Origin of the sequence: Agrobacterium vaccinii (assembly GCF_021310995.1) — a bacterium.
Lineage (GTDB): Bacteria > Pseudomonadota > Alphaproteobacteria > Rhizobiales > Rhizobiaceae > Agrobacterium > Agrobacterium vaccinii.
Genome location: NZ_CP054150.1, coordinates 3,124,634 through 3,136,624, shown reverse-complemented (window position 1 = coordinate 3,136,624; position 11,991 = coordinate 3,124,634). Strand labels below are relative to the sequence as shown.

General features: G+C 57.8%; 12 protein-coding genes and 1 other RNA gene. 5 read left to right on the top strand and 8 right to left on the bottom strand.

The features are described 5' to 3' along the window. Positions 1 to 775 precede the first annotated feature (775 nt). From rpsT to mutM, 3 genes are all read right to left on the bottom strand, one after another. Positions 776 to 1,042: a 30S ribosomal protein S20 gene (gene rpsT, locus HRR99_RS15155; RefSeq protein ID WP_111840141.1), complete on the bottom strand. Its 267-nt coding sequence runs from the start codon at positions 1,040 to 1,042 to the stop codon at positions 776 to 778. Between the two features lie 254 nt (positions 1,043 to 1,296). Then, on the bottom strand, positions 1,297 to 2,070 hold the full coding sequence (locus tag HRR99_RS15150) for an enoyl-CoA hydratase (protein WP_233122303.1): 774 nt from the start codon (positions 2,068 to 2,070) through the stop codon (positions 1,297 to 1,299). Between the two features lie 18 nt (positions 2,071 to 2,088). Then, positions 2,089 to 2,976: a bifunctional DNA-formamidopyrimidine glycosylase/DNA-(apurinic or apyrimidinic site) lyase gene (gene mutM, locus HRR99_RS15145; RefSeq protein WP_233122302.1), complete on the bottom strand. Its 888-nt coding sequence runs from the start codon at positions 2,974 to 2,976 to the stop codon at positions 2,089 to 2,091. Between the two features lie 146 nt (positions 2,977 to 3,122). Between mutM and ubiE the strand changes: the two genes are divergently transcribed. After that, positions 3,123 to 3,899, top strand: coding sequence for a bifunctional demethylmenaquinone methyltransferase/2-methoxy-6-polyprenyl-1,4-benzoquinol methylase UbiE (ubiE, locus tag HRR99_RS15140; protein WP_233122301.1), 777 nt, complete (start codon positions 3,123 to 3,125; stop codon positions 3,897 to 3,899). A gap of 37 nt (positions 3,900 to 3,936) precedes the next feature. Further along, positions 3,937 to 5,511: a 2-polyprenylphenol 6-hydroxylase gene (gene ubiB / locus HRR99_RS15135; protein ID WP_112497892.1), complete on the top strand. Its 1,575-nt coding sequence runs from the start codon at positions 3,937 to 3,939 to the stop codon at positions 5,509 to 5,511. A gap of 22 nt (positions 5,512 to 5,533) precedes the next feature. Here ubiB and HRR99_RS15130 read toward each other — a convergent pair whose 3' ends face one another. Both HRR99_RS15130 and recR read right to left on the bottom strand, forming a co-directional pair. Further along, a complete protein-coding gene (locus HRR99_RS15130) occupies positions 5,534 to 6,799 on the bottom strand; it encodes a lytic murein transglycosylase (protein ID WP_422387278.1) in 1,266 nt (421 codons plus the stop codon). A gap of 61 nt (positions 6,800 to 6,860) precedes the next feature. Next, on the bottom strand, positions 6,861 to 7,466 hold the full coding sequence (gene recR / locus HRR99_RS15125; RefSeq protein WP_111840147.1) for a recombination mediator RecR: 606 nt from the start codon (positions 7,464 to 7,466) through the stop codon (positions 6,861 to 6,863). 55 nt (positions 7,467 to 7,521) lie between these two features. Here recR and HRR99_RS15120 point away from each other — a divergent pair, with 55 nt between their 5' ends. Continuing rightward, the gene (locus tag HRR99_RS15120) at positions 7,522 to 8,133 is read left to right on the top strand and encodes an MOSC domain-containing protein (RefSeq protein ID WP_233123524.1); all 612 of its coding nucleotides are present in this window, start codon (positions 7,522 to 7,524) and stop codon (positions 8,131 to 8,133) included. A 6-nt stretch (positions 8,134 to 8,139) separates the two neighbouring features. Here HRR99_RS15120 and HRR99_RS15115 read toward each other — a convergent pair whose 3' ends face one another. The 3 genes from HRR99_RS15115 to ffs form a co-directional block, all read right to left on the bottom strand. After that, positions 8,140 to 8,463: a YbaB/EbfC family nucleoid-associated protein gene (locus tag HRR99_RS15115; protein WP_111840149.1), complete on the bottom strand. Its 324-nt coding sequence runs from the start codon at positions 8,461 to 8,463 to the stop codon at positions 8,140 to 8,142. A 20-nt stretch (positions 8,464 to 8,483) separates the two neighbouring features. After that, the gene (locus HRR99_RS15110) at positions 8,484 to 10,349 is read right to left on the bottom strand and encodes a DNA polymerase III subunit gamma/tau (RefSeq protein ID WP_422387277.1); all 1,866 of its coding nucleotides are present in this window, start codon (positions 10,347 to 10,349) and stop codon (positions 8,484 to 8,486) included. A gap of 80 nt (positions 10,350 to 10,429) precedes the next feature. Continuing rightward, positions 10,430 to 10,526, bottom strand: an RNA gene (ffs, locus tag HRR99_RS15105) — signal recognition particle sRNA small type. Between the two features lie 31 nt (positions 10,527 to 10,557). Here ffs and HRR99_RS15100 point away from each other — a divergent pair. Both HRR99_RS15100 and nudC read left to right on the top strand, forming a co-directional pair. Beyond that, positions 10,558 to 11,019: an HIT domain-containing protein gene (locus tag HRR99_RS15100; RefSeq protein WP_233122299.1), complete on the top strand. Its 462-nt coding sequence runs from the start codon at positions 10,558 to 10,560 to the stop codon at positions 11,017 to 11,019. Then, entirely contained in the window at positions 11,019 to 11,987 is a 969-nt protein-coding gene (gene nudC / locus HRR99_RS15095) for an NAD(+) diphosphatase (protein ID WP_233122298.1), read from the top strand. Before HRR99_RS15100 ends, nudC begins: the two co-directional genes overlap by 1 nt. The last annotated feature ends 4 nt before the right edge of the window (positions 11,988 to 11,991 follow it).

Below are 11,991 nucleotides of genomic sequence, written 5' to 3'. Positions count from 1 at the left end.
ATTGCCGCCTTTCAAAATTGCCAATCATAGCCCGACGAACCAACGTTCATCAGGGATACCCCTCGTTTATTCTTTCTCTCCAGACATCCCCCTCGTAAGCATGTCCTTTGAGTCTTTTGTATCACCGCGAGCCGGTTATCCCACTTCCCTCTTCATCATGGAGAGGTCTGCGATTACTCAACAACTACTCCCACAACACAACCTAAACATACGATCATCAGGACACAGCTTCGCTTTTTCGCAACCGTATGGATTACGACCAAACCGACCCCAATACTTGAAAAAACGAACTCGAACAGAATTCGTCCGCAAGAAGCATGTGCCTTCGATACTCAAGGATCGAGATAGCTTGTGGATAGAAATCCTTGCCCCTTGTCGAGATGCATTTAGGCAGGATCAGGGGTGGAGATCAATGGCGATTTTTCGGCCAAACCGAAGATCGGCCATTGACTCACTGGGGCCGTTTTGCATCGTTTGAAGGGCCGTCTGGAGAATCTCTTATGAATCAATGAGATTCAATTTCTCGACTTTTTCAAAGGGCGATTTGAGGGAAAAATAAAAATTCTCTTGACTCTAACTTAGTGTAGCCTTCCGCTACGTAAAGTGGCGCCCGATTCAGAGACCTCTCGCAAGCCATTGATTTTAAATGTATTTTTCCGTCACCTCATTGACGCAGAAGTGTCATGCTGACAGGAGACATATTAACAAGTCGTTAGAAACGAAAAAAGCCCGGTCCGAAGACCAGGCTTTTTATAATAAATTTGGATTAGCCGGATTAGGCTGAAAGTGCCTTCACGCGCTGAGCAAGACGGGACACTTTACGCGATGCCGTGTTGCCATGCAGAACACCGCGCGTTGCAGCGCGCTGGATCTCAGGCTGGGCTACCTTCAGGGCTTCAGTTGCCACTGAAAGATCGCCCGATGCGATGGCTTCTTCAACCTTGCGGATGAAACCACGAACGCGCGAACGGCGAGCCTTGTTGACTTCAGTACGGCGAGCGATCTTGCGAGTCGCCTTTTTCGCCGAAGTTGTATTGGCCATGTATGCCTCTCTTCGAATTCAAACCAAAATCCGCAACCACAGGATCAGGTCTGTCGAAGACCTCACGTTCCAAAGAGTGCGGGAGTAATTGGAACAAGCCGGGTGGCTTTTCCTAACCGTGGGCGGGCATATAGCCCTAAAGCGGCTGCCCGTCAACGCGCATTTTCAGCAAAAACGCTGATATTTCGAATCCTTGGCGCCTCTTGAGCCGAAAACACATGAAGCTTTCGGCCCATTCCACGCATGGGATTGCCCTAGCGATTCTTGAATACCGGTTTTCTCTTCTCTATGAAAGCCGCCATACCCTCTTTCTGATCTTCCGTCGCAAAAAGAGACTGGAACAGGCGCCGCTCGAAGCGCAGGCCTTCGCTCAAAGAGCCTTCGAAGGACCGGTTGACGCTTTCCTTTGCCATCAGCACGGACGCACGCGACAGCGACGCGATCACACCCGCAGCCTCGACCGCTTCATCGAGCAGGCGCTCCTGCGGGACGACCCGCGACACCAGCCCTGCCCTTTCGGCCTCTGCCGCATCCATCTTGCGACCTGTGAGAACGAGGTCCATGGCTTTCGCCTTGCCGACAGCGCGGGTCAGGCGCTGCGACCCGCCCATGCCGGGAATGACGCCGAGCGTGATTTCCGGCTGTCCGAACTTCGCCGTATCGGAGGCGATGATGAAATCGCACATCATGGCAAGCTCACATCCACCACCCAGGGCAAAACCGGAGACCGCCGCGATGACAGGCTTTCTGCTGGCTGCCACATCGTCCCAGCCGCCGAGGAAATCACCGAGATAGGCATCGACGAAATCCAGAGACTGCATCTCCTTTATATCGGCACCTGCGGCAAAAGCCTTTGGCGAGCCGGTAATGACAATTGCGCCGATGGACTCATCCGTCGAGAAGGACGCCAATATGTGCCGCAGCTCTTTCATCACGGTAGAATTGAGCGCGTTCAAAGCCTGCGGGCGGTTGAGCGTGATGACGCCGACCGCATCGCGCTTTTCGACAATCAGGGTCTCGTATTCCATCGGATTCGTCCTCTCCCGTTACTTCTGGCAGGCGGCGCAGTAAAAGGTGGAGCGCCCCGCCTGTACGATACGTTCGACCGTACCCCCGCAACCGGGTGTGGGGCAAGCATGACCCTGGCGGTCGTAAACCGAAAAAGAGTGCTGAAAGTAGCCCAGTGTACCATCGGTTTGAATGTGGTCGCGAAGGGATGACCCGCCCGCCGCTATCGCGTCGGCAATCACATCCCGGATTTTCTCGGTCAGCACCGTCAACTGCGCACGTGGCTTGCCGGTCTTTGTCACCAGTTTACCCGCGGCCCGCAAGGGCGAGAGATTGGCACGCCACAAAGCTTCGCACACATAGATATTGCCAAGCCCTGCAATGATCTTCTGATCCAGCAACGTGCTTTTGAGCGGCTGGGCCTTGCCGGAAAAGCGGGCTGCGAGATAGTCCGCGCTGAGTGTATTGCCGGTCGGTTCCGGGCCAAGATCGATGAAGGCCGGATAGAGATCGATACTGGAGCGCTCCACCAGATGCATGAAGCCGAAGCGGCGCGGGTCATTATAGATGACGCGCACTGCACGGTCGCCCAGCCGCAGATGAAAGGTCACATGGTCGTGCTTGCCATCCTTCGAGCGGGCATGGTGAAACACACCGGGCGTGTCCGTGCCCTCATCTTCTATGCGAAACGAACCGGACATGCCCAGATGCGAGACGATGGTCAGCCCGCCCTCCAGCTCTATCAGCAGATATTTCGCCCGTCTGCCCAGCGAAATGACACGCTTTCCATCCACCAGATCCGCAAACCCCTCAGGGAAGGGAAAGCGTAAATCGGGACGGCCGAGCGCCAGTTTTTCGATGAGCGCACCTTCCATGGTGGGCGCAAGGCCGCGTCGGACGGTTTCAACTTCGGGCAATTCTGGCATGGAGTTTATCCCACATGTTTACCGCAACGGTCTTGTGATCTCCTGCCTGCGGGCATACATGTCGCAGGCAGTTGCTGTCGCAACAGATAGCTTCGTAATCCTGTTTCCGCTATGGTCCGCACCGCAATAATACATGGAGACCGCTCATGACCGAAGCCCGCACCACCGCTCAAGGCGGCATGGAAACCTCCTATGGCTTCCACAAGGTGGATGAAGGCCAGAAGCAGGAAATGGTCAACGAGGTCTTCCATAAGGTCGCCAAGCGCTACGATATCATGAACGACGTCATGTCGGCTGGCATGCACCGGGTTTGGAAGGATGCGATGATCTCGTCGCTCAATCCGCGCAAGGACTCCTCCTATAAGACACTGGATGTAGCCGGCGGCACGGGCGATATCGCGTTTCGCATCATCGAAGCTTCCAATCGCCTGGCGCATTCCACCGTTCTCGATATCAACGGCTCGATGCTGGCCGTGGGCGAAGAGAGGGCGGCGAAGAAGAAACTTTCCGACAATCTGACCTTCGTGGAAGCCAATGCCGAGGAATTGCCGTTCGAGGCCAATAGCTTCGACGCTTACACGGTAGCCTTTGGCATCCGCAACGTGCCGCGCATCGATGTGGCGCTGAAAGAAGCGCACCGGGTGTTGAAGCGCGGTGGCCGTCTTCTCGTGCTGGAATTTTCCGAAGTCGATATGCCACTTCTCGACAAGGTCTATGACGCTTGGTCGTTCAACGCTATTCCGAAGTTTGGAAAGATGATCACCGGCGATGCCGAGCCCTATCAGTATCTGGTGGAATCGATCCGCAAATTTCCCAATCAGGAAGATTTCGCAGCGATGATCCGCACTGCCGGTTTCTCACGCGTCAGCTATACCAATTATACCGGCGGCATTGCCGCCCTGCATTCCGGCTGGAAGCTCTGATCGATATGGCAGCCACGGGCAGGAAGAAGGCATTCGCATGAGCACTCCTGGCGCATATTACCGCCTCGCAAAGGTTGGCTGGGTCCTCGTGCGCGAGGGCGTGGTGCTGGCACTGCCATCGGAAGACCTGCCGCAGACGGCAAAATTCGCGAAAGCCTTGCTGAAGCCTTTCGCCCGTAACCGCGCGAAACATGCAGACAGGCGCGACCGCTTGGCGACAGCGGTGGAGCGCCTGGGTCCATCCTATGTGAAAATGGGCCAGTTTCTGGCCACCCGCCCCGATGTCGTCGGGGCCGACTTCGCAGACGATCTGTCCAGACTTCAGGACCGCATGGCGTTCTTCCCCAATGCCGCGGCAAAGGCCAATATCGAGGGCTCTCTGGGGCGTCCCGTCAGCGAGCTCTTTCTGGAGTTCAACGACCCGATTGCCGCAGCATCCATTGCACAGGTCCACCCTGCCATGGTGCGCACGCCATCGGGGCAAAAGAAGGTCGCCGTGAAGGTCATCCGCCCGGGTGTGCGCCAGCGCTTCCAGAACGATCTGGAAGCCATGTATCTGATTGCCGATCTGCAACAGCGCTTCGTGCGTTCGGCACGTCGCTTACGCCCGGTGGAAGTCACACGCGCGCTGGAACAGACGACCAAGATCGAAATGGATTTGCGGCTGGAAGCGGCAGCGCTTTCCGAGATCGCCGAAAATACCAAAGGCGACCCAGGCTTTCGCGTGCCCGAAGTCGATTGGGAACGCACGGGCCGTGATGTCGTCACCATGGAGTGGATCGACGGCGTCAAGATGTCTGACGTCGAAGGCCTGAAGGCAGCCGGTCACGATCTCAACGCATTGGCCGACACACTCATCCAGTCGTTCCTGCGCCACACATTGCGGGACGGTTTTTTCCACGCCGACATGCATCCGGGCAACCTTTTCGTTGACCCGAAGGGCATGATCGTCGCTGTCGATATGGGCATTGCCGGGCGTCTCGGCAAAAAGGAACGGCGGTTCCTAGCCGAAATCCTCTATGGCTTCATCACCCGCGATTACATGCGCGTCGCAGAGGTCCATTTCGAGGCCGGTTATGTGCCCGGTCATCACGATATTGCCAGCTTTGCCCAGGCCATCCGCGCCATTGGTGAGCCCATTCACGGGCAGCCTGCGGAAACGATCTCCATGGGCAAATTGCTGACGCTTTTGTTTGAAGTCACCGAACTGTTCGACATGGAAACGCGCCCTGAACTCGTCATGCTGCAAAAGACGATGGTGGTGGTCGAAGGCGTATCGCGCATGCTCAATCCACGCTTCAACATGTGGAAAGCCGCTGACCCTGTCGTCAGCAGCTGGATACGCGACAATCTCGGCCCCAAACGCGTTGTCACCGACATCAAGGATGGCCTGAAAGCGGCCATGAAGCTAGCCGAAGCCGCGCCTGAAATCGCCGCCAAGACTGAAAAGCTGCATTCCGACCTGATGTATATGAGCGAGCACGGTCTTCGCTTCGATGAGCGGACTGCCGAGGCAATCGGCAAGGCAGAAGCGCGCCACACCCGTTGGGGCCGAATTGCCCTTTGGGTGATAGCGCTGGTGCTGATCTATATCGCCGTCAGAATAAGCTGAGGCAGCGGAGTTATTCTGGCGCCTATCTCAGCTTGGCTTTGAGGGACGCATCGGGAAAGCAGGTTGGACGCATTCCGTTCTTGGACTGCCAGTCGCCGATCGATCGCCGCGTTTTAAAGCCAGCCAGTCCGTCAGCCTTGCCCACATCGTAGCCCTTGGCAACGAGTGCCTTTTGCATGGAGAGCACATCGGAGCGCAGCATGGAGCCGACATCGCCCCACTTGGCCTGGAAGGGCCCGGCATTATAGGCGATGCGATCTGCGAGATTGCCGATAAAAAGCGCGTAGAGATCGGAGTTGTTATACTCCTTGATCACATAGAAATTCGGCGTCACGACAAATTCCGGGCCGTTTCGACCGGCGGGAACGAGCATCATTCCATCCGCACTCAAATCGTTGGACGGAAAGCCTTTTCCCGAGATGCGCGTGATGCCCATCTTGGCCCAATCCGCGACCGGGCGTGCCAGATCAGGCCCTTCCTGCGCGCAGGATACGTTGTCCGGTATGGAAACCTCAAAGCCCCAGTCGCGATTGCGCTGCCAGCCGCGTTTCGACAGATAGTTGGCGATGGAAGCCAGCGCGTCCGGCACGGAATTCCAGATATCGCGATGGCCGTCGCCGTCGAAATCGACGGCATATTTCAGATAGCTCGATGGCATGAATTGCGGCTGACCGAGCGCACCTGCCCAGGAGCCCATCATTTTCGATGCGGAGATATCGCCGCTATCGACGATCTTCAGCGCATCGATCAGCTCTGTGCGGAACAGGTCTTTCCGCGTCGAGGTATAGGCCTTGGTTGCCAGAACGTCGATCACGGCATTCGGCAATTTCGCGCGCCCGAAGCCTGATTCGCGGCCCCAAACGGCAATGAGGACATTGCCGGGAACACCGTAAGTGGCTTCGATGCGCTTGAGGGTCGCGGAATGGGTGGCGGCGAGCGAACGTCCCGTTGCGGCAAGGCCCTGCAAGCGCTGCTCCGAAAAATAGGCGCCCGGAGAAGAAAATTCCGCCTGGCTTTGTGCCTGCTCCTTCGGTGGCTTCTGGCCGGGTATGATGAGGTCTGGGAGCTTCCAGTTGATGGTAAGGCCGCTCAGCGTCGTCTCTATCGTCTTTTGCGAGATGCCTGCCCTGCGCGCTTCCGGCCAGATTTCTTTCTTCAGCCAACTATTGAATTCGGCGTCATATCTGGCTGCGGCTGCACCCGTGGGGGTCGATTGCGCGAAGGCCGCGCTGCTCGACATCAACGTCATGACCGCAGCGAATGCGAGACCGAACAATTTGGAGGGCATGGAGCTTCCCTTTTTTGAAGTGCATATGTGGCCTTGAGGACAAGACCAGATTCTATCCGACCTAGATCGCTGTTCGTGCGCGCAACGCTGCCGTCAGCGTCCCCTCGTCGAGATAGTCGAGTTCGCCTCCGACCGGCACGCCGTGCGCAAGTCGGGTAATTTTCACATCGAGGCCGGTCAGCCTGTCGGTGATATAGTGGGCCGTCGCCTGTCCCTCGACGGTCGCGTTGACGGCGATGATGAGTTCGCGAATGCCACCTGCACTGACGCGGTCGATCAGACCCTTGATGTTCAGGTCTTCCGGCCCGACGCCGTCCAGCGGCGACAGCGTGCCGCCCAGCACGTGGTAGGCGGTGTTCATGGCCGCAGCCCGCTCCAGCGCCCAGAGATCGGCGACATCTTCCACCACGATGATCACCGTCTGATCGCGACGTTCATCGGTGCAGACAGTGCACGGGTCCATCGTATCGACATTGCCGCAGCAGGAGCAGATTTTCACCTTGTCATAGGCTTCGCCCATGGCATGCCCGAGGGGCCCCAGCAATTGCTCTTTCTTTTTGATCAGATGAAGAGCCGCGCGGCGCGCCGAACGCGGACCAAGCCCGGGCACTTTTGCCAGAAGCTGGATGAGTTTTTCGATTTCAGGACCGGTGACTCGTTTTGCCATGGGCGCTTTCTACTGCATAAATGTCATAACGGGAATCACAAGCGGACAGCATCATATGAAAATACGCGCAATCTGCCGGGCCGATGCGAAACTTCTGCCCGGCAAGACGTCGAAGACCGGAATTTTCAAACATCCCGTTCAAGGTCCTGTCCTCATCGACCAGCAGGGAATCGTCAGCGACGCCGTCTGCAACAGGAAACATCATGGTGGCCCGGATCAGGCCGTTTACGTAATGGGCTCTGCCGATCTCGATTTCTGGTCGCGCGAACTCGGGCACACCATCGAGCCCGGTTTCTTCGGCGAAAATCTTGTCATCGACGGCATCGACAGCGCGAAGATGCATGTGGGCGATCAGTTGATGGCGGCCGAGGTGAAGCTTGAAGTCACCGCGGCTCGCATTCCCTGCGCGACGCTAACCGCGCGCATAGGTGACCCAAATTTCGCACCCCGCTTCAAACAGGCGGGACAGCCGGGCTTTTACTGTCGCGTGCTGCAGGGTGGGATGATGGCCGCTGATGAGACAGTGGTACTAACCGCCTACCGAGGCACTCAGCTGCCAATTCCGGTCGTTCTTCAGAAATTCCGGCCATGTCGACTATCGCAAGCGGAGCGGGACGCATATCTCACCACGCCGCTTGCTAGCCGTTTCAGGGCGATGCTGGAATAATATGGCCTAGAAAGGCAGCTTCATGCCGGGTGGAATCGGCAGACCGGCTGTCAGGTCGCGTGTCTTTTCAGCCGTGACGGATTCCGCGCGCTGCTTGGCATCATTATGCGCAGCCACAAGCAAGTCTTCGAGAATTTCGACTTCGTCTTCCTTGAGGAGCGACGGATCGATTTTCACGCCGAGCAGCGAACCCTTGCCGCTCATCTTGACGGTCACAAGCCCGCCACCGGATTTGCCTTCGATTTCAAGTGCAGCAATTTCTTCCTGCATCTTCTCCATCTTGGCCTGCATTTCCTTGACCTTGCCCATCATGCCCATGATGTCGCGCATCGCAAAACTCCTGTCTTTTTCTAGAATTCGATATCGTCGCCGGGAAGAATGTCGCCTTCACTCGATTCGACAACGGATGGTGGTGCGATCTCTTCGACGTCGTCGGGCACCGGTGTTCTGATGCGAACGTCTGTAATCTTGGCACCGGGAAACTGCGCTAGAATAGCGGCGACATCGGGATCTTGCCGCGCATCCACAAAACGGGCTTCGCGCGCATTGCCTTCCGCTTCGACAAGCGTCGGCTCACCCTGTTCCTTGCTGATGCTGACGATCCAGTGGATGCCGGTCCACTCCTTGAGCTTGACGCCGATCTCACCGGGAAGCGAGCCGGGAGCGCCTTCGCCGAGTCTCAGGTCGAAGCGCCCGGGCTCCAGCCGCACAAGATGGACAAAATTGCGCAGCCTCGCTTTGAGGATTGGTTCACGGTGTTTGGTGCAGAGATCGACGATGTCACTCAAGGAGTTGACCGGAACCTTGGGCTCTGGCCGTTCTTCTGGCTTGGGGGTAGCGACCTGCATCTCTTGCGGGCGGCTGTCCGGCACGGTGCGCAGCATGGCGGTCGGCTGCGGCGATGTCTGGCGCTGCGGCGAAACTTGAGCGGAGGCAACGGCCTGCGTAGACGAATAGGCGCGTGCACCGCCGCCATTACCGCCACCGGAGGGCGTGCCGTTGGACGCGCCGCCATCCCCATTGGCAAGCTCCAGCAGCCGACGGGCAGCATCTTCGGGCGCGGGCAGATTGGCCGCATGCGAGAGACGGATCAGCACCATCTCGGCAGCTCCTGCGGGGCGGGAGGCATTTTCCGTTTCAGGAATACCCTTCAGCAGCATCTGCCAGATGCGCGACAGGGTGGAAACCGCGATACTGTCGGCAAACTCCGCACCACTGACACGCTCGACCTCTGACAGCGACGGGTCTTCCGCCGCGTCCGGCACATATTTCATGCGCGTAACGAGATGCGTAAAATCAGCCAGATCGTTGAGAACGACGACAGGGTTCGCACCCGCCTCGTATTGAGCCGTGAATTCACTCAGGGCCGCGGCGACATCACCCTTCACCACATGTTGAAACAGATCAACGATACGGGCGCGGTCGGCAAGGCCCAGCATGCCGCGAACGGCTTCCGCCTCCACATGTCCGCCGCCATGGGCAATGGCCTGATCGAGCAGAGACAGACCATCACGAGCGGAACCTTCAGCTGCACGGGCGATCATGGCCAGCGCCTGCGGCTCTGCCTCGAAACCTTCTTTTGCTGCAATGGCCGTAAACAGCCCAACCAGATCGGCAGCGCTGATGCGGCGCAGATCGAACCGCTGGCAACGCGACAGAACGGTAATCGGAACTTTGCGGATTTCGGTCGTTGCGAAGATGAATTTCACATGTTCCGGCGGCTCTTCCAGCGTCTTCAGAAGGCCGTTGAAGGCCTGCGTCGAGAGCATGTGCACTTCGTCGATGATATAGACTTTGTAGCGCGCCGAAACAGGACGATAGCGCACCTGCTCGATAATCTCTCTGATGTCATCGATGCCGGTATGAGAGGCAGCGTCCATCTCGATCACATCGACATGGCGGCCTTCCATGATGGCCTGGCAATGTTCGCCGGGGATCCGTAGGTCGATGGTCGGCTTGTCGATTTCGTCGGTTTTGTAATTCAGCGCACGTGCCAGAATGCGGGCTGTCGTGGTCTTGCCCACACCGCGAACACCGGTCAGCATATAGGCTTGCGCAATGCGCCCGGTCTCGAACGCATTGGTCAGCGTGCGAACCATCGGCTCCTGGCCAACCATCAAATCAGAAAAGTCTTTCGGGCGGTACTTTCGTGCCAGAACCCGGTAACCTGTACCCTGCTCTTTGGTCTGGGGCATATTGGTTCCGGTTTCGCTCATCGCCTCGCCAGTGATTGGGTGCTGCCCGCTTCAGGCCGAATGGGCCCGGCGAAACCTGAGCACGTCTTCAAAAAGAAAAGGTGGGAGGCTGGCACGGCGACCCGTGCCTGGCTCGTTAGGGCTGCTTCCTTCCGGACCTGACCCGGTTGGCGAGTGGCTCGTCCACCACCAACCTCCCGAAGGCACATATCGGCAATAATAAAAGCAAATGCAAGCCAAGCCTTCAAAAAACTGCTATCAGGGGAAAACAAATTGGGAGGACGCCTTGGACACATTCCGGCTTGACGACAGACTGGCGCGCGACAGCGTGCTGATTACCAAGCTGGGCCTGTGCCAACTGCGCCTTCAAAATGACTGCCGATGGCCGTGGCTGGTTCTCGTGCCGCAACGAGGCGACATGAGCGAGATGTTCGACCTCACACCGCTCGACCAGACGACGTTGGCATTCGAGATAAATCAGGTGGCATCCGCGCTGAAACAGCTCACCGGCGCGACGAAAATAAATGTTGGCGCCCTTGGCAACATTGTGCGGCAACTCCACGTTCATGTCATTGCCCGCAACGAGGGCGATCCTTGCTGGCCGGGTCCGATCTGGGGGCAAGGCACTCCCGTTGCCTATTCGGACGAAGACAGACACCATTTCATGCAAAAACTGGCCGGCGCGCTCTGATGACATCACACAGCATTTTCGATACGAACTCCCCCCATCCAGAACCGAGCACCCTCACCGCCTTCGCGCAAAACAAGCTGGATCGTCTGGCAGAAAAGCGCACGGAAAACTGTGTCGTGGATGCGCTGAAGCTGGAAGGGACGCATCTGCTGGCCTTCGCAGGCACGAAGCTCATTCTCAAGCATGACGACCAGGTGCTCGATCCGCTGTTTTCGGCCTATGAGCTGGCAGAACTCGATCCTGACTTCGAAAAGGCCATTCTGCTGGGCCACAAGGACAATGGCGAGCCGCGCATCGCTGTGCCTGTCAACATTGCCGAGGACGCGCTTGCAGGTCACTACAAGCCGGTGGATGCCCGCACGTTGTATCGCGACCAGCTGATCGGCGAAGAACTTTTGGGCGAGGTCGCCCAGGCTGTCGCGCTCATCAACTGGAACAGCGATAACCGTTTTTGCGGTCGCTGCGGTAGCGCAATGGAGCCGCGTATCGGTGGCTACAAGCGCACCTGCACAGCCTGCTCGCATACGATATTTCCGCGCACGGACCCTGTGGTCATCATGCTCACGATCGATCTGGAACGGGAACTGTGCCTTCTCGGTCGGGGTCCGCATTTTGCACCCGGCATGTATTCTTGTCTCGCTGGCTTCGTGGAACCCGGCGAAACCATCGAGAACGCCGTGCGCCGCGAGACCCATGAGGAAGCCAATATCGACGTCGGTAGGGTGCGTTACCACGCGTCGCAGCCTTGGCCGATGCCCCACACACTCATGATCGGTTGCTACGCAGAGGCGCTGACGCGCGATATCACGCGGGACGAGGCCGAGCTTGAAGATTGCCGCTGGTTTACCCGCGAGGAAGTGGCAACACTTCTGGACATGACATCCGCCGACGGCAGGCAACCCCCACCGCGCGGCGCCATCGCGCACCGCCTGATGCGCGACTGGATCGAATGGGGCAATGCCGAATAGGCAT

Excerpts from the sequence above, each read along its gene's own strand:
- rpsT (WP_111840141.1), bottom strand. The coding sequence starts at position 1,042 with ATGGCCAATACAACTTCGGCGAAAAAGGCGACTCGCAAGATCGCTCGC.
- HRR99_RS15150 (WP_233122303.1), bottom strand. The coding sequence starts at position 2,070 with ATGGAATACGAGACCCTGATTGTCGAAAAGCGCGATGCGGTCGGCGTC.
- mutM (WP_233122302.1), bottom strand. The coding sequence starts at position 2,976 with ATGCCAGAATTGCCCGAAGTTGAAACCGTCCGACGCGGCCTTGCGCCC.
- ubiE (WP_233122301.1), top strand. The coding sequence starts at position 3,123 with ATGACCGAAGCCCGCACCACCGCTCAAGGCGGCATGGAAACCTCCTAT.
- ubiB (WP_112497892.1), top strand. The coding sequence starts at position 3,937 with ATGAGCACTCCTGGCGCATATTACCGCCTCGCAAAGGTTGGCTGGGTC.
- HRR99_RS15130 (WP_422387278.1), bottom strand. The coding sequence starts at position 6,799 with ATGCCCTCCAAATTGTTCGGTCTCGCATTCGCTGCGGTCATGACGTTG.
- recR (WP_111840147.1), bottom strand. The coding sequence starts at position 7,466 with ATGGCAAAACGAGTCACCGGTCCTGAAATCGAAAAACTCATCCAGCTT.
- HRR99_RS15120 (WP_233123524.1), top strand. The coding sequence starts at position 7,522 with ATGAAAATACGCGCAATCTGCCGGGCCGATGCGAAACTTCTGCCCGGC.
- HRR99_RS15115 (WP_111840149.1), bottom strand. The coding sequence starts at position 8,463 with ATGCGCGACATCATGGGCATGATGGGCAAGGTCAAGGAAATGCAGGCC.
- HRR99_RS15110 (WP_422387277.1), bottom strand. The coding sequence starts at position 10,349 with ATGAGCGAAACCGGAACCAATATGCCCCAGACCAAAGAGCAGGGTACA.
- HRR99_RS15100 (WP_233122299.1), top strand. The coding sequence starts at position 10,558 with ATGCAAGCCAAGCCTTCAAAAAACTGCTATCAGGGGAAAACAAATTGG.
- nudC (WP_233122298.1), top strand. The coding sequence starts at position 11,019 with ATGACATCACACAGCATTTTCGATACGAACTCCCCCCATCCAGAACCG.